The 19,389-nt window shown below is 59.5% G+C and carries 20 protein-coding genes; 8 read left to right on the top strand and 12 right to left on the bottom strand.

What is annotated here, in order from left to right:
• Window positions 1-152 precede the first annotated feature (152 nt).
• The 3 genes from ACIQUG_RS22720 to ACIQUG_RS22710 form a co-directional block, all read right to left on the bottom strand.
• On the bottom strand, window positions 153-656 hold the full coding sequence (locus ACIQUG_RS22720; protein ID WP_402324255.1) for an SRPBCC family protein: 504 nt from the start codon (window positions 654-656) through the stop codon (window positions 153-155).
• Window positions 649-996, bottom strand: a complete 348-nt coding sequence (locus ACIQUG_RS22715) for a helix-turn-helix transcriptional regulator (protein WP_192449000.1) — start codon at window positions 994-996, stop codon at window positions 649-651. Before ACIQUG_RS22715 ends, ACIQUG_RS22720 begins: the two co-directional genes overlap by 8 nt.
• Window positions 997-1,157: 161 nt before the next feature.
• The gene (locus ACIQUG_RS22710) at window positions 1,158-1,724 is read right to left on the bottom strand and encodes a TetR/AcrR family transcriptional regulator (protein ID WP_402324254.1); all 567 of its coding nucleotides are present in this window, start codon (window positions 1,722-1,724) and stop codon (window positions 1,158-1,160) included.
• A gap of 72 nt (window positions 1,725-1,796) precedes the next feature.
• On the opposite strand from ACIQUG_RS22710, the gene ACIQUG_RS22705 reads away from it, so the two are divergent.
• Together ACIQUG_RS22705 and ACIQUG_RS22700 are read left to right on the top strand one after the other, a co-directional pair.
• Complete coding sequence (locus tag ACIQUG_RS22705; protein ID WP_402324253.1) at window positions 1,797-2,672, top strand: NAD(P)-dependent oxidoreductase; 876 nt, start codon at window positions 1,797-1,799, stop codon at window positions 2,670-2,672.
• 298 nt (window positions 2,673-2,970) lie between these two features.
• Complete coding sequence (locus tag ACIQUG_RS22700; RefSeq protein WP_402324252.1) at window positions 2,971-3,294, top strand: hypothetical protein; 324 nt, start codon at window positions 2,971-2,973, stop codon at window positions 3,292-3,294.
• 421 nt (window positions 3,295-3,715) lie between these two features.
• Here the strand turns inward: ACIQUG_RS22700 and ACIQUG_RS22695 are convergent, their stop codons facing one another.
• Window positions 3,716-4,759, bottom strand: a complete 1,044-nt coding sequence (locus tag ACIQUG_RS22695) for an IS110 family transposase (RefSeq protein ID WP_402324251.1) — start codon at window positions 4,757-4,759, stop codon at window positions 3,716-3,718.
• Between the two features lie 301 nt (window positions 4,760-5,060).
• Here ACIQUG_RS22695 and ACIQUG_RS22690 point away from each other — a divergent pair, with 301 nt between their 5' ends.
• Window positions 5,061-6,170, top strand: coding sequence for a flavin-containing monooxygenase (locus ACIQUG_RS22690; RefSeq protein ID WP_402324249.1), 1,110 nt, complete (start codon window positions 5,061-5,063; stop codon window positions 6,168-6,170).
• Window positions 6,171-6,353: 183 nt separating this feature from the next.
• On the opposite strand, the gene ACIQUG_RS22685 is transcribed toward ACIQUG_RS22690, so the two are convergent.
• The 7 genes from ACIQUG_RS22685 to ACIQUG_RS22655 all read right to left on the bottom strand — a co-directional run bounded on the left by ACIQUG_RS22685 (window position 6,354) and on the right by ACIQUG_RS22655 (window position 15,871).
• Entirely contained in the window at window positions 6,354-7,652 is a 1,299-nt protein-coding gene (locus tag ACIQUG_RS22685) for a DUF763 domain-containing protein (protein ID WP_402324248.1), read from the bottom strand.
• Between the two features lie 187 nt (window positions 7,653-7,839).
• Window positions 7,840-8,310, bottom strand: a complete 471-nt coding sequence (locus tag ACIQUG_RS22680; RefSeq protein WP_402324246.1) for a GNAT family N-acetyltransferase — start codon at window positions 8,308-8,310, stop codon at window positions 7,840-7,842.
• A 249-nt stretch (window positions 8,311-8,559) separates the two neighbouring features.
• Window positions 8,560-9,618 (bottom strand): response regulator, encoded by a 1,059-nt coding sequence (locus ACIQUG_RS22675; protein WP_402324244.1) that lies wholly within the window; start codon window positions 9,616-9,618, stop codon window positions 8,560-8,562.
• Between the two features lie 8 nt (window positions 9,619-9,626).
• Window positions 9,627-10,193 carry a chemotaxis protein CheB gene (locus tag ACIQUG_RS22670; protein WP_402324243.1) on the bottom strand — a complete coding sequence of 189 codons (567 nt, stop codon included), beginning with the start codon at window positions 10,191-10,193 and terminating at the stop codon, window positions 9,627-9,629.
• On the bottom strand, window positions 10,190-11,029 hold the full coding sequence (locus ACIQUG_RS22665; RefSeq protein WP_402324242.1) for a CheR family methyltransferase: 840 nt from the start codon (window positions 11,027-11,029) through the stop codon (window positions 10,190-10,192). Before ACIQUG_RS22665 ends, ACIQUG_RS22670 begins: the two co-directional genes overlap by 4 nt.
• The gene (locus tag ACIQUG_RS22660; protein WP_402324241.1) at window positions 11,026-14,472 is read right to left on the bottom strand and encodes a response regulator; all 3,447 of its coding nucleotides are present in this window, start codon (window positions 14,470-14,472) and stop codon (window positions 11,026-11,028) included. The genes ACIQUG_RS22665 and ACIQUG_RS22660 overlap by 4 nt, the downstream gene beginning before the upstream one ends.
• Before the next feature lie 373 nt (window positions 14,473-14,845).
• Window positions 14,846-15,871 (bottom strand): PAS domain S-box protein, encoded by a 1,026-nt coding sequence (locus ACIQUG_RS22655; RefSeq protein ID WP_402324240.1) that lies wholly within the window; start codon window positions 15,869-15,871, stop codon window positions 14,846-14,848.
• Between the two features lie 274 nt (window positions 15,872-16,145).
• Between ACIQUG_RS22655 and ACIQUG_RS22650 the strand changes: the two genes are divergently transcribed.
• The 3 genes from ACIQUG_RS22650 (at window position 16,146) to ACIQUG_RS22640 (ending at window position 17,951) form a co-directional block, all read left to right on the top strand.
• Entirely contained in the window at window positions 16,146-17,003 is an 858-nt protein-coding gene (locus ACIQUG_RS22650) for a TIGR02587 family membrane protein (RefSeq protein ID WP_402324238.1), read from the top strand.
• 8 nt (window positions 17,004-17,011) lie between these two features.
• Window positions 17,012-17,419, top strand: a complete 408-nt coding sequence (locus ACIQUG_RS22645; protein WP_402324237.1) for a TIGR02588 family protein — start codon at window positions 17,012-17,014, stop codon at window positions 17,417-17,419.
• Window positions 17,420-17,504: 85 nt separating this feature from the next.
• Complete coding sequence (locus tag ACIQUG_RS22640) at window positions 17,505-17,951, top strand: pyridoxamine 5'-phosphate oxidase family protein (protein ID WP_402324236.1); 447 nt, start codon at window positions 17,505-17,507, stop codon at window positions 17,949-17,951.
• Window positions 17,952-18,173: 222 nt separating this feature from the next.
• Here ACIQUG_RS22640 and ACIQUG_RS22635 read toward each other — a convergent pair whose 3' ends face one another.
• On the bottom strand, window positions 18,174-18,437 hold the full coding sequence (locus tag ACIQUG_RS22635) for a putative zinc-binding metallopeptidase (RefSeq protein WP_402324639.1): 264 nt from the start codon (window positions 18,435-18,437) through the stop codon (window positions 18,174-18,176).
• Between the two features lie 214 nt (window positions 18,438-18,651).
• Here ACIQUG_RS22635 and ACIQUG_RS22630 point away from each other — a divergent pair, with 214 nt between their 5' ends.
• Complete coding sequence (locus ACIQUG_RS22630) at window positions 18,652-18,903, top strand: hypothetical protein (RefSeq protein WP_402324235.1); 252 nt, start codon at window positions 18,652-18,654, stop codon at window positions 18,901-18,903.
• A gap of 158 nt (window positions 18,904-19,061) precedes the next feature.
• Window positions 19,062-19,382 (top strand): PepSY domain-containing protein, encoded by a 321-nt coding sequence (locus ACIQUG_RS22625; RefSeq protein ID WP_192448987.1) that lies wholly within the window; start codon window positions 19,062-19,064, stop codon window positions 19,380-19,382.
• Window positions 19,383-19,389 lie beyond the last annotated feature (7 nt).

Raw genomic sequence — 19,389 nt, 5'->3', positions numbered from 1 at the left:
TTAGATTGGCGAGCATGCGTGGATGGCCGCCCCTTGGATGCGAAGAAGACCACCATTTCTTTACGCTTGGACGGGGGCTTGAGCCTCCGCGCCGGCGTTAAAGGCTGATTGAGGCCGTCCAGCAATCCTCCACCGAGGCGAATGGACCTGCGCTACTCTCCTCGTCCAGAAAGCAATGCGTCGAGCTGCTCCATCTGCTCCGGCAATGCGGTCGCCGAGCCCTGTAAGGCTTCCTCGAGCGCCTCCTTCGAAGGATAGATCTCGTGGAATGTCAGCAGCGTTTTCTCGCCCTGACCCTTAAAGGTTACGGTTGTGACCGCACCTTCTTCGCCCTCATCGTTGGTCCAGACGATGCGCTCGTTCGGCACCACCTCGAGATACTTGCCGTAGAAGGCCATTGTGTCCGATCCGCCGGCGCCGAACTCCAGTCGATATTTGCCGCCGGTACGCACATCCATTTCGCACGAGACGAGCAAGATGCCGGGTGCCGACTTCGGCACCCACCAGCGCTGGAACAATTCAGGCTGGCTCCATGCCCTGAAAACCGTGCTCGGTGACGCATCAAATGTCCGCGTTACGACGAGCTCACGGTCCCCTTTGCGCTCGACCGACGTGCGGTTCTGCGCGCCAGCTGCGTCGTTGACTTGCTCATTCATCGCCTACCTCCCGTTTCAGTTCGTCGATGATTTCGTCCAGTGCCTCGAAGCGAGCCTCAAAGAGCTTGCGGTGCGCCTCGATCCACTCGGCCTCCGCCTGAAGACCGTCCTTCCCAAGCTTGCAGGTTCTCACCCGCCCGACCTTTTGCGTGACGACGAGGCCGGCCCGCTCGAGAACCTGGACGTGCTTCTTCATGCCGGTCAGCGTCATGTGGAACTGGTCCGCGAGACTGGTGATCGACGCCTCCCCTCGCCCAAGCTGATCGATGATCCCGCGGCGGGTCGCGTCGGATAGCGCCGCGAACGAAAGATCGAGAGGGGAACCTATATACTGAACCATTCAGTTCAGTTTTACCCTGCCGACGCGCGAAGCGAAAGCGTCTCGGAGCGCGTCCGCGTGCTTGACGCTTCCGCCCGATCGGGGGCGCCTCAGCAGGCGCGAAAGCTTGCGCTGGCTTGCCTCGTCGGGCCGAGACTGGGCCGAACGCCCGACGGCGTGCACTAAACGACGCTTCCAACGATCATCGCACTCAATGCGGCAACCGCTTCATCTGCCAGTGTCTGCACCGTTCGGGCTTCGCCTGCCATCGCTTCGGCTGCGCCCAAGATACCGACGCAGCGCAGGCTAAGCTGCTCATCCGTGAGGCTGGAGTGAACGCGCAGCGCTCCGCACATGATTTGCACGTATTCATCGACCATGGCTCTTTGTTGCGCCGCCATCTCGTCGGTGCCTTTGAGTGCCGCCGAGATGGCTGGTGCCTCCGCGCCAATATCGGCGAGACAGTTGAAATATGCGCGGCTCATCACGTCGGCCAACGCCTGCAAATCCCCGGGAGCCGAGGCAAGAGCCTGTCGCAGTTTTTCAGCGTAGTTGTCTTCGAGGCGCTGGAACAGCGCCAGCAACAAACCCGGCCGCGTGGCAAAGTGCTCATAGGTGACGGGACGGCTGACGCCGGCGCGCGCAGCCAGTGTCGCAAGGGTCAGTTCGTCCGCACCCTTGTCCCGGACGATCTCCATCGCCAAATCGATCAACTGCTCACGCCGCTGATCCTTGGGCATCTTTGCCATTCTCGCCCCACTTGTTTTCTACATTTTGTAAGTTACATTTTGTAGGAATTGAAATCAAGGAGGGAATGCGTGATGAGCGATGTCAGCGTAGTGGGGCTCGGAGAAATGGGCAGCGCGTTGGCGCGGGCCCTGGTCGGTGCCGGCAAGGGCGTGACGGTCTGGAACCGCAACATGTCGAAGGCTCCTCCGCTGATTGCACTCGGCGCGACAGCTGCCGACACAGTCGCCGAGGCATTGGAAGCCAGTCCGGTGACCGTGATCTGCCTCTCGGATTATGCGGCAACACTGTCGCTCCTCGACAAACCCGTAGCCCGGAAAGCGCTCGAGGGAAAATTGGTGATCCAGCTCAGCTCCGGCGCACCTGACCATGCCCGCTCGTTCGATGGCTGGATCAGAGATCACGGCGCGCGTTATGTCGACGGCGCCATCGCTGCCTGGCCACGCCAGATCGGCGGTCCGGAGGCCGCAATCACAGTCGCCGGTTCCGAGAACGCGTTTGCCGCCGCTGAGCCTTTGCTCAGGACACTGGCCGGCAACATCAACTATGCAGGTACGAACATTGGCCACCCGGCGGCGCTGGCCAATGCCGGCCTCGCGTACTTTGCCGGACACTGGCTAGGCTTTGCCCACGGTGCCGCTGTATGCGAAGCAGAAGGCATTGATCCGGCCGTGTTTGGCGACATGATGGCTGAGATCGCGCCGATGTTTGCTGACGACATGCTGAGGATGGGCAAGGCCATGGCCGAAAACCGCTTCGACAGCGCCGAGGCTACCATCAAGACGATTTCCGCCGACCTCCGCTGGCTCGCCGAATATGCAGAGCGTACCGGGATCAGCAACGCGTTTCCACGGCTGGCGGCCGACATCTTTCAGCAGGCCCAGGATGCCGGCGCAGGCGCCCAACAGCATGGCGCGGTGATCAAGGTCATCCGGCCCACAAGCAAATAGCCACCGCGACGCATCTCGAAATGGCAGCTTTCGAGACGTTTCAAATGGGCCCGAACGACGACAAAGGGCAAGCGACGCATCTGTCTTATCCGCGTCAGTTTAACGGTGTCGCGGTGCGGACAATCTGTTCCTCAACGGGCTTTTTTCCAGTAACTGATCCTCATTTGTGTCACCGAACAATGACGACCAAACGGGAGATCAGATGAAAGGCCGAAGAACGCATACGGCAGTGCTGGCGCTAATTGCAGCAACCGTCTTTCAGCCGTCAGCAGCTGCGCCCAGGACACAGGAGCAAATCATGGCAGATTTGGCTGCCGGCAAAAAAACTCCCCTCGATCCTGAGACCTTTCTGCGCCTAACAGGACGCGCAATCGCGATTGGCATGTACTGTCCAGATGCCGAACCCAACATGTCTTACATTCAGGGCGTCTCTGACGGCGCTGGATTGGCCACCGACTTACATCCAGTCTTTCGGGATTCTTTCAACAGGGCGCAAGAAGAGGTCAAACAGCAAGGGGAGGACCTGTTCTGCGAAGCTTACATCAAGCTTCTGAATGCGAGTGGAATGCCTATCCTCACGCCCAGAGTGACGCCTTTGCGCGGCACCAAAACAAGCAGGTAAGGGCTTGGTGTCGATAGGCTCCCAAAAACCGTCCGATGGCTCACATCGACAAAATGGCCTCGTACAGACGCATCGCGTAGCGGATGCGAGCTAGCTGGTGGCCAATCGAGACATGAGGGCGAGTGATCAGGGCATCCTCCCTTCACCTTCTCTATTCGGCGGGTCGAGGTCAAGCGTCGTCGAGCTCCGTTTCCGTCCTAAGGAATTCCATCGCGGGGTCTTGCTTCTCTCCGGGATCGGCCTTGCGGGCCTTCCCACTATGGGGTCAGAAGAATGAAGCAGAACAATCTGCACCGACGTCCTGATCGCCTGCGGCAATCGATACAAGGTGAGGGCCGAACTTACTTCATCCATCGTCCCGCGAGGGACCTCTTCTCCGCACGAAGCGGAAACCGTCATCTTGTCAGGATCATTAGCCGTGTCATGCATGCACGGTGGTTGGTAATCCCTTCCTCGTCCAGCGGAACTCGGTGCCATCACTCCACATGCGGTGCATGATCACTGCCAGGCGGCGCGCCAATGCGGTAATGGCTTTTTGGCGCCCTCGCCTCTTGGCCACGTTCATGGCCCAAGCTTTCAGCCACGACCATTTCCTTGTGACGGACAACAAGCTTTGCGCGGCTTCATGGAGCAGCATCCGCATCATCGCGTCCCCGCAACAAGAGATGTGCCCAACGCGTTTGCTTTCGCCCGACTCGTTCAGTTTGGGCGTCAATCCCAGCACAGCACCGACCACCTTTGAGTTTTTGAATCGCTGAGGAATGTCGATTGTGCTGGTGAATGCGAGCGAAACGACGGGGCCGACGCCGGGAATCGTCATCAGCCGCCGGCATTCAAGGTCGTTGCGGGCGATATCCAGAACCTTTTTGTGAAGCCGCGAGAATTCGTCACGCAGCTTCTGTCTTGCCGCCAACAGTGGCTCCATAATTTCTCCGATATCGGAGATGTCATCCACCAGTTCCCGGATTCGCTCCTCGAACTTGACCGCGCCGACGATACCGACCTTCAGTCCAAAATTGCGCAACAGTCCGCGGATGTCGTTTTCAATGGCGATCGCCTTTCCCTGCAGCAATTTACGCGCCGTCAGCAAGGCCCGGCGCTTCTGGCTCACCAGTGTCTTCACATGCACCGGCCGGAACAGATTGACGCGCATCATCTGGGCGATCCCACGGGCGTCGTTGCGATCGCTCTTGTTCGGCTGTGCCTTGAGAAATGCCTTGGTATGGCGCGTTTCGATGCAGATGACCGGTAACCCGGCCATCGCAAGGCCTTCGAACAGCCATTGCGATAGGGGGCCGGCCTCAAGACCGATCCGGTCCAGATTCCAGGCAGGATCTCGCAACACGGCCACCAGGTCGTCGGGATGGCTGACCGCCTTGAACTCGCGGCAAATCCTGCCGGTTTCATCGACGATGCAAATGGACGTCTCCTTCACCGAAACGTCGAGGCCGCTATAGTATTTCATGCTGCGCTCCTTTCCGATGTTTGTGGCTGTTGCAATACAAGACCACGTTTTATCATCGCTCGAAGCGCAGCACCTCCTCTCTACAGTCCACCGGTATCGAAAGATGAGGCTTGAGCCGAATACCTCATCTGCCCGGCTGCGTCCGACTGGCAATGTTTATGATGCCATCCTGCGTTGCGCCCCGTCACAGTTGACGGCTCGCGATCAGGGCGCATCGACCGAAAGCTCCTAAAGGCGGCGACCTGCCACTTGTTCTCCAGCCTTTGCCGAAATAATCTTCGTTGGTGGGAGTGGCCTTCGCGTGAACACCAATGTTGTGATCGTCGGCGCCGGGCCCGCGGGCCTCGCGGTCGGCGCCTGCCTGACACGGGCGGGTCTCGATTTCATTGTCCTTGAAAAGGCGGGCGAGATCGCGCCGGCCTGGCGACGTCATTATCGGCGCCTGCACCTGCATACGGTCAAGGCGTTCTCCTCGTTGCCGCACATGCCATTCCCGGAGAACTATCCGCGCTACGTGCCGCGCGAAAAGATGGTCGAGTATCTCGACGCCTACGCCGCGCGTTTCGAGCTTCGGCCGCACTTCGGCGAGACGGTCAACTCCATCCGCCGCGAGAACGGTAACTACCTGGTCGAGACCGGCACGAAAACCGTGTCCGCTCGCCACGTCGTCATCGCCAGCGGCAACAATGCCGAGCCCATCGTTCCCAATCTGCCCGAAATGGGGACCTTCGCCGGCAGCCTGTTGCATAGCGCTGACTATGCCGATGCCACCCCGTTCGTTGGCCAATCGGTACTGGTGATCGGCATGGGCAACACCGGCGCCGAGATTGCGCTCGACCTTGCCGAGTTCGGCGCCCGGCCGACGCTGTCGGTACGCAACGGCGTCCACATTGTGCCGAGACAGCTCTTCGGCGTACCGATCCAGATGGTTGCAATGGCCACCCAGCTGCTGCCGCGAGCAGTGAACGATGCGTTTTTCCCGATCATTCTCGACTTTGCGCTGGGCAAGCCTGAAGAATTCGGCATCGTCAGACCAAAGCATGGCATCCTTGAGCAGGTCGCTGCCGGGCACATCCCGGTCATCGATGTCGGCACTGTTGCAGCGATCAAGTCCGGCAGCATCAAGGTGGCACCTGCCATCACGCGTTTCACCGAGCGCGGCGTCATCTTTGTTTCTGGCAGACAGGCAGAGTTCGACAGCGTCATCCTTGCCACCGGCTACCGGCCAAGTTTCGAGAAATTTCTGCCTGCGAACCTTCGCCCCGGAAAAAGCGGCGTCACGCGGCAGTCCGCCGAACTCGGCCTCTATCTCGTCGGCTTCCACAATCCAGTCACCGGCCTGCTCCGGGAAATCGGCCGAGAGGCGGCCGCGGTGACCGCCGACATCGAGCGACAAAGCCGCGTAAAGTAATTGCTGCGAATGTGTGCGATGGTGGAAAGTGTGCGCAAATGAGGCGGGCTACCCGGTTCGCCTAGCCGCGTCAAAAACCAGCGCTCGCGTGGCATCATCCATCGACTCCGAAGTCGAAAGGACACGCGCGCCAATCGATTTTTGGAAACGCCGACGAAACCGTCGATGCCGGCCAAGCGACGTTCAGCGTGTTTGACGGCGGCCGTCTCGCCGGTATGTCGGATCCAGTTGCTTCGGCTCGCTCGCCGGTCCCTCTGTTTTCTCAAATCCAAACACGCTGCGGCCGCCCCATTCGGCCGAACGGCGAAACTCTCCGGCAACGATTTCCTTAAGGTCCGGGCCAGTGGCGTATCTCTCGAGCTGCCGTGCCTGGTCGTCCAGACGCCTCAGAGCCTCCAGCTCCTCGCCAAGTCCCAGCCGCGCCTTCGTCACTGCCGATCGCATGACCGCAATCGTGTGGTCATAGACCTTGAGCGGCACGGGAAACGGATGGCGATCCTTGCCGCCGTGGGCAAGCGAAAACCGCGCCGGGTCGGCGAAACGGCAAGGGGCGCCGTGGACGACCTCCGCCACCATCGCGAGCGCGTTGACCGTGCGGGCACCGACGCCCGGAACCATCAACAGCTGCTCGAAATCTTCGGGGCCGCGATCGGCGGCCGCAGAAAGTGTCGCATGCAGCCGTCGCATATTGACGTTCTCCTCCCGCACATCGTGGTGCGCCGGCATCACGAGATGCGGGAGCAAAGGCTGATCAACCTTTTTCGACCTTCCCTTTGGATCCAGAGCAACGACTTCCCGGACAATTCGGTCCGGCCCAAGCGACGCCAAAAGGTCAAGCTGCCCATTGCGCGAGGCGGCGGCCCGCTTGTCTGCGAGATTGACGATTTCCCCCTGCCCTTTTCCTTCGATCGCCGCATGGGGAGAGTCGACGAAACTCGAAACGCCTTCGGAGAACCAGTGATAGCGCCGGGCCTGGCGTTTATCGCCGTTCATGCCCTGCTGCACCACCACCCATTTGCCGTCATCGGCAACAATGAAGCCGTGCAGGTAGAGATCGAAGCCATCCTGGACAGCCGCACTGTCGACTTTTGCAACAAGCCGGCTGGTGGCAGCAAGCCCGGCACCATCGAAGCCGACGCGGTTGCCGATGGCAATCAGTTCGTCAGGCGTCTGCCGCGAATGCCGCCCGCGGCCACCGCAGACGCTTATCCCGAGATCCCGGGAACGAGAAGCCAGACCACGCTTGAGAGCGCCGATCACGCTGGTCGTGATGCCGGAAGAGTGCCAATCCATGCCCATGACGCAGCCGAAGGACTGGAACCAGAAAGGATGGGCCAGCCGGCGCAGAAACTCGTCACGGCCATATTCGATGACGATGGCTTCGGCGATGATCGTCCCGAGCTTCGTCATGCGGTCTCCGAGCCAAGGAGGAACCCTGCCGCCATGAAGAGGGAGATCTGCACTTCCAGCTCGCTGAACCATTCGTGTCTTATAGGCCGCTTACAGGCGTTGCGACAGAGTAAAGTTCTGCGAATGTTCCACCCAGCGGAATTCAGAACACGAATGACCCTGAAGGCAGCACTTCGAACTGGCGGTAGCGAGAACAAACGCTGACAGCGTATCGGGCATGACGCTCCAGGAGATTCCCCTGGAGCGTCACCCGGTTGCCTCAAGCCACCTGAATTTGCCAGCAGATCACGCGACCGTCATCGGCATCAATGCGCTCCCCCGTGCGCAGGAAGCCATTGCTTTCAAGTACGCGCTGAGAGGCCACGTTTTCCGTGCCCGTTTCTGCCGAGACGTGCGTGACCCGCGGATCATGCAACGCCCATTCAAGCATCTGGCGCACACCCTTGGTCGCAAACCCGCGGCCTTGGCGACTTGGCGCGACCCCGTAACCGATATGGAGATCGCCTTCGGGCGAAACCCGTATCACAGAGCAAAGACCAACGATCTCGCCCTCATGCACGATCCACCAAGCCGACGGGGCAAAACGTCGCCTTGTTTCGAAAGCGAGGTTGCGCAGCATTTCCATCACCTCTGGCGGAGCGATCACAGTATCTGCGGCGAGGTACAGGCCTTCGCGCACGACGCCTCCAGGCATCGCGATGAAATCATCATCAATTGCTTCGATAAGCATTTTTCGGCTTTCTGATCTGTCAGGTGTCCAAAGCCGAACAGCGAGCGCGTTTAACTATGCCGAACCCGACGACATCAACGCACGCACCGCTGCGGCCAACGATTTTGGGAACAACTCGACGGCAATCATAGGCCTTCTCCTGCGGTTGAACGCGACGCTACTCGATCCCAGCCGAAACGACAACGTGTTGCACCCCCGCCGGTCGCGGCTTTCCGGCGTACGAGGCCCGGCAATGAGGCGATGCAGATCTCAGTTGTTAAGGTTTGTCAGCGGTATGCGAAGCGCCAGACAAAGTCCGTCGGTCCGCCAATTTCGCACCAGCGATCCGTTCAGCCCCAGAACGGCCGCTTTCTCCAGCGTCGTGCCAAATCCCGTCCTTTCGGAACTCTCGGATAACGGATGTGAGCCATGTTCACTCCACTTGACGTGAAGTTCCTCGTCGATGGTCGAAACGTCGATGGTCAGTTGCCCCGTGGGGACGGAAAGGGCGCCATATTTGACAGCGTTGGTGGTCAGCTCGTGCAGAAGGAGGGCAAGGGACGTCAGTGCCTTGTCGCCGAGCGGAGCGTCCGATCCGGATATCATGACGCGAGAGCCGTGAGCGTGGTCGTGTGGTGCAACGATTGCCTTCAACAGGGCTACAACCGTCGTCGCAATCTCTGCACGATTGTCCTCCCGAACAAGCTCGGGCAGTGTAAGCTCGTGAGCGCGAGACAGCGCGTGCAGCCGCGACCGTAGATCAGCCTCGAGATCGGAGACGGTTTCGGCTTGCCTGGCACTGACCGAGATCAACCCGGCGGTGAGGCTGAACAGATTCTTGATCCGGTGATTGATTTCCCGCAGCAGAATATCCTTGTGCTCCGCTGCCTGTTTGAGCGCCTGTGCCTGGGCAGCGAGTTCATCTCGTTGGGCGGCAAGTTGCTGCCGCTGCCGGTAGAGTTCGAAGAACACGTTGACTTTGCTGGCCAGGACGTCCGGTTCAATCGGCTTTTGAATGAAGTCCACCGCTCCAGCTTCGTAGCCGCGAAATCGGCGTTGGCCGTCTGCGATACCGGCCGTCACGAAAATGATGGGAATGTGCCGCGTGCGTTCGTTGCCGCGCATCAGCTCGGCGAGTTCGAAACCGTCGAGACCCGGCATCTGAACATCGACGAGCGCGAGCGCTACGTCTTGTCGAAGCAGGATCTCAAGCGCCTGATCACCGGACCGCGCTTTCATGAGAAGGCGATCGTCGCGGCGAAGCAGTGCCTCCAGCGACAGGAGGTTTTCCTCGAGGTCATCGACCAGTAGAAACGGGACGGGCTCCATAATTATTCTCAGACCTCTTTCAAGTATTCGGCAATGGCATCGAGCGTCAGGATAAGAGCGCTCGGGCAAGACTGGATTGCGGCTTCCGGCATGGCGCGAGCGTGAGCGCCTTCAGGGTTTTGCACGATCGCCGTCCCACCTGCTTCATGGACTGCCGCCAGGCCATCCGCCCCATCACGATTGGCACCGGTCAGGACAATCGCGACGAGAGCCGGCCCGAAGGCATCGGCAGCACTTTCGAAAAGTATGTCGATCGACGGGCGGGAAAAGAGGACAGGCTCATCCGAAGAGAGGGACAGGTTGCCGTCCGTTTCCACGAGCAGATGATAGTCCGGCGGCGCAAAATAGATCGTGCCGGCCTCGAGCGACTGCTTGTCCTCGGCCTCTTCGACAGGCAACAGGCACTTTGCACGGAACAGGTCGACCATAAGGCTCGGTCTGTCCGATGGAATGTGAACGACCACGATCACGGGCAGCGCGAAGCTGCGCGGCAGCGCCGGCAGGATGGCCGAAAGCGCTTCGACGGCCCCGGCCGACGCGCCAATGATCACCACTTGGGCTTTTGCGGGCGTCATTCGGCACGCCTTTGGTAGATTTTCTCCTCGCGTACGAAATCCGTGAACGCATCGGCATGAAGCGAAAACCGCAGGTTCTCCTTGGCGCCGAGCCCAAGGAAACCTTTGCGGGCGAGCGAGTCCTTGAAAAGACCCACGGCTCGGTCCTGGAGCGCGCGGTCGAAATAAATCATGACGTTGCGGCACGATATGAGGTGCATTTCTGCAAAAACAGCGTCGGTCACCAGGCTGTGGTCCGAAAACACGACGTTGCGGCGCAAGGTCTTATCGAACAGCGCCTTGCCGTACGCCGCCTGATAATAGTCCGACAACGATGACTTTCCGCCGGATTTTCGATGGTTCTCGGTGAAAAGCTGTACCCTGTCGAGGGCATAGACGCCCGCCTCGGCCGCCTCCAGCGCTTCATGACTGATGTCAGTGGCATAGAAGATCGTTCGATCTTCGAGGCCTTCTTCCCGAAACAGGATAACCAGCGAGTAAAGCTCCTCGCCGCTGCTGCAGCCAGCAATCCACACCTTCAAGGAAGGGTAGGTCTTCAAATGGGGAACGACCTTTTCCCGGATCGCCTGGAAGTAACTGGGGTCCCGAAACATCTCGCTTACCTGAACCGTCAGAAAGCGCAGCAATTGCGGCAGCATTGCCTGATCGTGCAGAAGTGCCTCCTGCATCGCCGAGAAAGTTTCGAACCCCAGTTGTTCGCGGGCCTTCTTCAGCCGGCGCTTGATCGACGCCAACGCATAGTTGCGAAAGTCGTAGTGGTATTTGAGAAACAGCGCTTCCAGCAGCAGCCGGATTTCGATGTCTTCCACCTTTTCAACCGCGGCGGCTTCGATCATTTGGGCATCCATACGCGCACCAGCGACAACAGTCTGTCGACGTCCAGGGGCTTGGCCATGTAATCATTCGCGCCAGCTTCGATGCAGCGCTCCTGATCGTCCGGCATCGCCTTGGCTGTCAGCGCAATGATCGGCAACTTCCTCCAAGCCGGGTTCCTTCGAATCTCGGCGGTTGCGACCAACCCATCCATAACGGGCATCATGACGTCCATCAGCACGAGTTCGATGGGGCGCCCTGGGCCAGATGACGCATTTTCGAGGGCGTCCAGCGCCTCGCGCCCGTTGCGCGCGATCTCGACGATCGCGCCGCGCGGTTCAAGAATGTTGGTCAGCGCGTAGACGTTTCGGATATCGTCTTCCACCACGAGGATGCGACGGCCCTCCAACAGCGCATCGCGGTTTCGCGCCTTGCGGATCATCTTTTGCTGCTCGTCCGGCAGTTCCGATATCACCTGATGCAGGAACAGGCTCACTTCATCAAGCAGCCGCTCAGGGGATTTAGCCCCCTTGATGATGATTGACTTCGAGTATCGCCTCAACTTCTGCTCATCATCTGCCGAGAGTTCGCGTCCGGTGTAAACGATGACAGGCGGGAAGGCATAGGCGCTCTGCGAACTCAACGTCTCAAGCAACGAATATCCGGACGCGTCAGGCAACGACAGGTCAAGCACCATGCAGTCGAAAGTCTGGTGCTTGAGGAGGTCAAGGCATTCGGCGGCGGTGCTGGCGGTCACCGTCTCGACGTCCTGGGTACCGATCAGTTTTGCGACCGCCTCGCGCTGAACCGGATCGTCCTCGACGACCAGGACGCGATGCATCTGTTTCGTAAAACGCGCCTCAAGTTCTTGCAGAACTTTCAACAGCTCTTCTCGATTGACGGGCTTGATGGCATAGCCCGCGGCCCCGAGAGAGTAGGCACTCTCGGCATGATCGCTGCCCGACACGACATGGATGGGGATATGACGGGTGAAGACATCATGCTTCAACCGGTCAAGCACGGCCAGGCCCGATTGGTCCGGCAGCCCGATATCGAGCACGATGGCGCTTGGCATGAACTCCTTGGCAAGTGAGAGTGCCTCTTCGGCCGTTGCCGCGACAATTGCCTGGAACCCCATTTCCCTCGACAGGTCGCGAACGATAGCTGCAAATGTGTCGTCATCTTCGATGACCAGCAACACACGTCTGGTATCGCTCAGAACGTCGCGGTCGTCATCGATCCGGCGGATCGGCACTGGCGTCGCTGCAGGCACCTTTGAGGCGGCACCCGCCATCGGGAGCGAAAGCGCGCGTGGTTCAAGAGGCGTTTGCTTGGTTGGCTCGTATCGCTCAGCGATCGAGAAAGCGAAGGTGCTACCCTTGCCCACCTGGCTATCAAGCGTGATCGCTCCTCCCAACAGCCGCGCCAATTGCCGAGATATGGAAAGGCCGAGGCCGGTGCCGCCATACTTGCGACTGATCGTGCCATCGGCCTGATGAAACGCGTCAAAGATCGCATTCTGGTGTTCCTGCGCAATCCCGATCCCGGTGTCGCTGACGCGGAAGCTGATCTTGCCGTGGCCCGCAGGCCCGATCGACAAGGTGACCTTGCCTGCCTCGGTGAACTTGATCGCGTTTGAAATCAAGTTCTTGAGGATCTGTTCGAGTCGCAGCGGATCGGTTTCGATGCTGACGGGGCATTCCTCAGCAAGTTCAACGGAGAACCCGAGTTTCTTCTCGGTCGCCAACGGCAGAAACACCTGGCGCAGGTTGCCGGCCAATCGCTCGAGCGACACGGTTTCCGGCCGGATTTCCACATGCCCGGCCTCGATCTTGGAGAGATCGAGAATATCGTTGATCAGGTTCAAGAGATCATTGCCCGAGGATTGGATCGTCTTGGCGAACTTCACCTGCTCCTGGGTCAGGTTTTCGTCTGGATTGTCCGCAAGCAGCTTGGCCAGGATCAGCGAAGAGTTGAGTGGCGTGCGCAACTCGTGGGACATGTTGGCAAGGAAGTCGGATTTGTATCGGCTTGCCTGCTCCAGTTCTTTCGCCTTGGCCGACATCGATACGTTCGCGCGCTCCAGTTCATCGCGCTGAACCTCGAGCCGCTGGGCTTGTGTTTCCAGCTGAGCATTGTTCTGCTCAAGTTCAATCTGCTGCTGCTCAAGGTGCGCCTGAGATTCCTTCAGCGCCCGCCCCTGTTCCTCGAGCTCCTCGTTGGAAACGCGCAACTCCTCGCTTTGCGTTTGCAATTCCTCGGACTGCCTTTGCGTTTCCTCCAGCAGGTTGTGGAGCTGGCCGCGATAGGTTGCTGACTTCACGGCAGTCGCGATTGCTTCCGACGCGCGATCAAGCAGGGTGACGATCGCCTCGTCGATCGGCGTTAGAAAGCCGAGTTCGATCACCGAATTCACCGACCCGTCGACCTTGCCCGTCTGGATCGCGAGATGGCGTGGCTTGTCCATCCCAAGCCCGGAACCGAAGGTCAGGTAGCCGTCCGGGACATCGTCAACCACGATTGCCCCCCCTTCCACAACCGCTTGGCCCAGGAGACCTTCGCGAGGCCGAATAGTCATCGGCAGGTTCGCCTCGGGCGGAACGCCACGGACGCAAGCCCGCTGGAACGAACCGCCACCGCGAATGAAGATCGCTCCGGCAACGGCGCCGGCATACGGCGCCAGAAAGTCGAGGATACTGTTGCCCAGCTGCTCGATCGACTGATCGCCCATCATCGCCGATGCCAACCCGACCTGACCGGCCTGAAGCCACTCATCCCTGCGGCGGGCGATCGTGGCCTTGCGGATGAGGAGTACGATTGCAGCGGTCAAAGCAATGCCGAGAAGAGCAGAAAGCAGAGTGCTGAGGCGCGCCGTCTTCTGCGCGCTTTCCATTTCAGCTAGCCGATCAAGGCGCACTTCCAGCTCTGCGCCCGATATTGCCGCGACTTGCGCGCGCACGGCATCCATTTCGATCTTACCGCGATCGGAATTCACCATCGCGATCGCCGCGTCCAAACCGTTGGCCCGTCTGACGTCAATGGTTTCGCCAAGTTCTGCAAGCTTGGCGTCCACATGTTGCCGGAGGGCGACGAGCCGCTGGCTCTGACCCGGATTGGCGGCCGTCAACTGGCCGATCTGATCGAGCTTCGGCCGGATGGCGCGAACTGCGGCATTGTAGGGAGCAAGATAGCCGCCGCTATTCGTCAACAAAAAGCCACGCTGTCCGGTCTCGGCATCCTGAACAAGCGACAACAGTTCGTCGAGAGAGACAATGGCCACGTGCGTTTGCACGATCCTCTCGTTGCCTCGCTGCAGCGCCTCCAGGTTGAGATAGGCAACGACGCTACTTGCGACAAAAAAGATGAGGGTGCCTGCCAGGCCGAGGGCCACGCCCGGTTCCAGGCCCAAAAGCGCTCGGAACGAGCGCGAACTCAAGCTCGGTCTTTTGGTTGCGGTCGCGGACATTCAGACTCCGGGGAAAAAGCAATTGCTGAGGGGAACAGCGGCCGTTTACGGACGTTGCATTGCTGATTGAAAGACCATCCATGCATTGGCGGTTCCTGCCGAAGCCCGAATCCCACCAGTCCATACGGGTTCGCACCGCTTCTATATTGCAATATCAGGACTGCCCACCGATGCGTACAAACTTTTGAAACAAAAGGCCGTTTGTTCACCCATCTCCCCCAGAAACCTCCCCCTTGAAACCGCGCAATGCGGGACTTGCGAGCTCTAACTATGGCTCCCTCATTCTTTTTCCATCTCCGGGCCACCACGTTACTGTCGGCAGGCACCACATGTCACATTTTGGTGACACCTCACGGCAGTCACCGCAGCGGCTTCACAAAGAAACCCGCGGCACCTCCAGGAAGCGTTCCGCGGGCCCGACCAATCGCCACCGGGCAAATCCATCTCCGTGGGCGGATTCTACCTTTGCGTTTAGGGCTTGCGGTACAGTCCTCTTCAGCACGACCGCGCCAAACCCTGAGTGCGGCAACTGGTAGTCGCGACCTTTCGAGCCAAGGTGCTCATCCCAAATCATTGAGAAGGCAAGGCCCGCCGGAGACGTTGCCAGCGCCCAGGTGATCGAAATCGTGCCGTCGCCCATCCGCAACACGCCACCCTTTGATGAATGCAGGGCCAACTCGTGGATCGCCATCCCAAGATTTTCGATCGCAGCCGGCGCAAGTGCTATCCCTGGGCCAGAAATCCGACAGAACGCTTCGGCATGAAACGCCGCGATCTGCTTTTCGACCAGGCCTCTCAGATCCGTTGCTTGCCAATCCGCCGATGCGATCAGGTCGTGGGATGCCGAAAGGGCCCAGATGCGGTTCTCAAGATCCTTCTGGAAGACCGCAGGTTCCGTGTCTTCGCTCCTGCTTTGCCTGATCATCGAAAGAATGATGGCATAGTGGTTCTTGACCCGGTGATTGACCTCCCGCAGGAGCAGGCGAATTCGCCTTTCGCGGTCCTTTGTCGCCGTGATGTCACGGGCAACCTTGGAGGCTCCGATGATGCGGCCTTTGGCGTTGCGGATCGGGGAGATCGTCAGCGAAACGGTTATGTAGCTGCCGTCCTTGCGTTGCCTGACGGTCTCGAACGGTTCAATCTGCTCACCTTTGCGCAGGCGCTGCAGCAACTCTCTCTCTTCACCGTGAAGGTGCGAGGGGATGATCTTCAGGATTGACTGCCCGACCATTTCCTCGGCCGGATAACCGAACATGCGCTCGGCAGCGCCGTTCCAGGTTTGCACAGTACCATCGAGATCCTTGCTGACGATGGCGTCGAAGGACGACTCCACAATGGCTGCAAGCCTCGCCCGCAAGATATCTTCACTCCCCTCCTTGTCGAAAGAACCCAAGGGCATCGCTTACTGCTCCAACTTCACGAACATTCCCTTTTCAAAGGGCTACCAACCCGGTGGAAAGACGTGGACGTTGTTATTGTTCCAATGCCCAGTGCGGACGGCTCGGCGCGATCGCGGTGCAGTTGATCGATGCACGCATGGAACCTGCCGGCATCCAGGGGCGCATGAGCAAGCCGGCGCATCAGGAACTTGGCGCTGGCTCTCGACGTTACCTCTGCCAACAGGAAATGCTGCAGCGTTCTTGTGAGGCCGACAGCAGCCTTGAGAGGGAAAGATGACCAAGGGCAGGACGCGGGCCGATTTTGACCATGGCCGCTTCGCGAAGGGCCTGGCACGGGGCTTTGCCGGCGCGTTGCTTTTTGCGCTGCCCATGTTCCTGACGATGGAAATGTGGGAACTCGGGCTCTACATCGACCGCGGCCGGCTGCTGGTCCTGCTTCTGGCCAACATTCCGCTCCTCGTCCTCCTTGCGCGTCGGATCGGCTTCGAAAACGTTTCGACGTGGGGCGAAGCGCTGCGAGACGCGAGCATTGCATACTGCCTTGGTGTCGGGGCGAGTGCCTTTGTTCTTTTCATCATTGGCGTTCTAAAGATCGGCCAGGCAGTGCCGGAAGTGCTTGGAATGATCACTATCCAGGCGGTCCCGGCCAGCATCGGCGCCTTGCTTGGCCGCAGCGAACTGGGGACACGAACCGAAGGTAGCGAGGACGAGAAGGATCCGATCGGCGAAACCCGGGGAGATGGCTACGGCGGCGAACTTTTCATGATGGTCGTCGGGGCTCTGTTTCTCGGTCTCAATGTTGCCCCAACCGAAGAAATGATCCTGATATCCTTCAAGATGTCACTGTGGCACGCCATTGCCGCCCTATTGGCGTCGATCCTGCTGATGCATGGCTTCGTCTACGCCTTGTCCTTCATAGGCGGCCATGAACTCGATGAGACCACGCCGGGCTGGCATGCGCTTATCCGCTTCACAATGCCGGGCTACGTTATCGCGTTTGCGATCAGCCTCTATTGCCTGTGGACGTTTCATCGGCTCGACGGCCTTGAGCCAACCCAGGCGATTGTCGCCACGACGGTTCTCGCCTTCCCGAGCGCAATCGGCGCGGCGGCCGCGCGGCTCATCCTCTAGGTGATATGATGGCGAATTCCCCCAAACCAGGCTTAGTTGAAAATCGCAAGGCGCATTGGATCGAATGGGCGACCGGTGCGGTGTCCGCGATCCTGGTCATGACGCTTGTTGGCTGGATCGCATATGAGGCAGCAACACAGGATGACAGCCCTCCGGATCTCTCGGTGACCATCGTCAACAGCGCGGGGCGTGCTGGCGGATATCTGGTCATGTTCGATGTGAACAATGCAGCCGACCGAACGGCGGCGGCCGTCGTCGTGCGCGGCGAAATCACGGATCAAAACACCATCATAGAGACCGTCGAAACCACACTCGACTATGTGCCGGCGCGATCGACGGCGCGAGGCGGGCTGATCTTTCGCAACGACCCGACGGGCAGGTCCCGTCTTTTCGCGACCGGCTTCAGCGAACCATAGCGATCGGAGCCCGTCGGCTTGGCATCAAGGAACCTGTTTGTGCCGTGGCAGTTAGAACCTGGAATCAGCCAATGGGAGCAAGGCAATGACTTTGACGCTGAACGACATCTCAGATCACCTGAAAAACATCGACTTCGGGATGCTGTCGACAAAGAAGGCGGACGGAACGATCGCCAGCCGTCCAATGAGCAACAACGGCGACGTGGAGTATGCGGGCGACACATGGTTCTTCTGCGACGCACAATCGCGCAAGATCACGGAAATCATGTCCGATCCGAACGTCTCACTGACGTACACCGCTCGCCCAAGCCTGCTCGGCAAGCCCGGCATTTTCATTGCCATCGAAGGTCGCGCATCGCTCGTGGACGACAAGACGACATTCACCGAGCATTGGCTATCCGAACTTGAGAGGTGGTTTCCACAGGGCGTCGACACGCCAGGCCTTTTGATGATCAAGGTTCACGCCTCGAAAATCAGCTATTGGGACGGCGAAGAGGCGGGCAACATCGCTGTCCGACCAGATGGCCCTTAGGCAAATCGATCGCCGGGTGCGAAATCGATACCCGCGCAACAACGACCACGACCCGGCAATGCCGGCCCGCGCGCCTGAGCAATCAGCCGATCGATAAAGTCCAACTTCACGACGACCGGCGGCAACAGGACGAACGGAGCGCGCTTGCCCATGGTCCCTACGAGGGCGTTGGAAGCGAGATCCACCGGAACCCAAGGACCAATTGCCGCGCGCCGAGCCCCTTTAAGGGTTAGTCGCCCTCTGCTTCGAGATCATCGTGGCGACCAACGGTCCGAAGGATCTTGTCGTTTCGCGCGCGTCAACGACGTTAAACAAGTGCGCCGGGCTTCTTGCAATGTCTTCGAATGGATCACTGCTTGCGTAGGCGGACATAAAGCTGTCTTGCCAATTGGCAGGTGGACCGCCGTCGTCGTTCCTTTCCCGCAAATTGGTAGAGGCGCATATCTCACGTCCACTCGCGCCGCCGAAGGCGCCGATAAAGGCCATCGTGGCGGCGCGCATCGTCCAGAGGCGCTCATCTGGCAGAGGTTCTTGCATCGATCGGGCAAAACAGCTGCGCGCGCATCAAACGCCGAAAACGCGTAGAAGTTCCTTGAAAAAACTTCGTTTTTCGGCGCCCCGAAGAGGGAACAGATCGGCTCGTTCTGCCGTTCAATCGCCGTGAAGGCCGGTGTCGTATCGGCCCATGGAGAAGATCACAATGCTGAAACCGATTGTTACTCTCGCCTTCGTCGCGGCGTTCGCCAGCCCGGTCCTCGCACAGCAGAAGGTCGTCTGCGACGAAGCCTCGATCGCCAAGGCTGAACAACAGGTCGCACAGATTTCCGACGGGGCTAAGAAGATCGAGTCTACGAAGGAATTGACCATGGCGCGGGATGCCATGATGGCGAACGACATGGAGAAGTGCACGTCGCATCTCGACAATGCCATCAAGGGCATGGACGCCATGTAGCATTCCGTTCGGACGGGTTCTCACTGCGCCAAGGCGCAGTGCTCCCGCCGACCGCCAGTCGAAATGAATTCGGGCGCAATCGGATTTGCCCCTCGGACCTTAAGTCCCCGCAAATCGAGACGCCTTGGCCGGGAAGGCCACGAACAAGGAACCAGATCATGAAAAAATTGCTGCTCGCCGCGGTCTTCCTCGGCGCATCGACGATTGGCGCGCTCGCGCAGACTGCAACGCCTCCCGCCACCGCGAACGGCGATACGCCTGCGGTTGCCACGCCCGACACGACCAACCCGACGGCTCCCGTTGCCGGCGCCAACAGCTTTACCGAAGCGCAGGCAAAAGATCGGCTCACAAAGGCCGGCTACAGCGATGTGACGGGGCTCAAGCTCGACGACAAGGGCGTCTGGCGCGCAACCGCATCGAAGGACGGCAAGTCCGTGCAACTCGCCCTCGACTACCAGGGCAACATTGTAGCCAACTAATTCCAAA

It is taken from the genome of Ensifer sp. NPDC090286 (genome assembly GCF_044769565.1).
GTDB lineage: Bacteria > Pseudomonadota > Alphaproteobacteria > Rhizobiales > Rhizobiaceae > Ensifer.
This window is presented reverse-complemented; position numbering and strand designations above follow the sequence as displayed.

What these genes read in the sequence shown, in the direction of transcription:
- ACIQUG_RS22720 (WP_402324255.1), bottom strand. Translation starts at nt 656, where the DNA reads ATGAATGAGCAAGTCAACGACGCAGCTGGCGCGCAGAACCGCACGTCG.
- ACIQUG_RS22715 (WP_192449000.1), bottom strand. Translation starts at nt 996, where the DNA reads ATGGTTCAGTATATAGGTTCCCCTCTCGATCTTTCGTTCGCGGCGCTA.
- ACIQUG_RS22710 (WP_402324254.1), bottom strand. Translation starts at nt 1,724, where the DNA reads ATGGCAAAGATGCCCAAGGATCAGCGGCGTGAGCAGTTGATCGATTTG.
- ACIQUG_RS22705 (WP_402324253.1), top strand. Translation starts at nt 1,797, where the DNA reads ATGAGCGATGTCAGCGTAGTGGGGCTCGGAGAAATGGGCAGCGCGTTG.
- ACIQUG_RS22700 (WP_402324252.1), top strand. Translation starts at nt 2,971, where the DNA reads ATGGCAGATTTGGCTGCCGGCAAAAAAACTCCCCTCGATCCTGAGACC.
- ACIQUG_RS22695 (WP_402324251.1), bottom strand. Translation starts at nt 4,759, where the DNA reads ATGAAATACTATAGCGGCCTCGACGTTTCGGTGAAGGAGACGTCCATT.
- ACIQUG_RS22685 (WP_402324248.1), bottom strand. Translation starts at nt 7,652, where the DNA reads ATGGTTCAGCGAGCTGGAAGTGCAGATCTCCCTCTTCATGGCGGCAGG.
- ACIQUG_RS22680 (WP_402324246.1), bottom strand. Translation starts at nt 8,310, where the DNA reads ATGCTTATCGAAGCAATTGATGATGATTTCATCGCGATGCCTGGAGGC.
- ACIQUG_RS22675 (WP_402324244.1), bottom strand. Translation starts at nt 9,618, where the DNA reads ATGGAGCCCGTCCCGTTTCTACTGGTCGATGACCTCGAGGAAAACCTC.
- ACIQUG_RS22670 (WP_402324243.1), bottom strand. Translation starts at nt 10,193, where the DNA reads ATGACGCCCGCAAAAGCCCAAGTGGTGATCATTGGCGCGTCGGCCGGG.
- ACIQUG_RS22665 (WP_402324242.1), bottom strand. Translation starts at nt 11,029, where the DNA reads ATGATCGAAGCCGCCGCGGTTGAAAAGGTGGAAGACATCGAAATCCGG.
- ACIQUG_RS22660 (WP_402324241.1), bottom strand. Translation starts at nt 14,472, where the DNA reads ATGTCCGCGACCGCAACCAAAAGACCGAGCTTGAGTTCGCGCTCGTTC.
- ACIQUG_RS22655 (WP_402324240.1), bottom strand. Translation starts at nt 15,871, where the DNA reads ATGCCCTTGGGTTCTTTCGACAAGGAGGGGAGTGAAGATATCTTGCGG.
- ACIQUG_RS22650 (WP_402324238.1), top strand. Translation starts at nt 16,146, where the DNA reads ATGACCAAGGGCAGGACGCGGGCCGATTTTGACCATGGCCGCTTCGCG.
- ACIQUG_RS22645 (WP_402324237.1), top strand. Translation starts at nt 17,012, where the DNA reads ATGGCGAATTCCCCCAAACCAGGCTTAGTTGAAAATCGCAAGGCGCAT.
- ACIQUG_RS22640 (WP_402324236.1), top strand. Translation starts at nt 17,505, where the DNA reads ATGACTTTGACGCTGAACGACATCTCAGATCACCTGAAAAACATCGAC.
- ACIQUG_RS22635 (WP_402324639.1), bottom strand. Translation starts at nt 18,437, where the DNA reads ATGGCCTTTATCGGCGCCTTCGGCGGCGCGAGTGGACGTGAGATATGC.
- ACIQUG_RS22630 (WP_402324235.1), top strand. Translation starts at nt 18,652, where the DNA reads ATGCTGAAACCGATTGTTACTCTCGCCTTCGTCGCGGCGTTCGCCAGC.
- ACIQUG_RS22625 (WP_192448987.1), top strand. Translation starts at nt 19,062, where the DNA reads ATGAAAAAATTGCTGCTCGCCGCGGTCTTCCTCGGCGCATCGACGATT.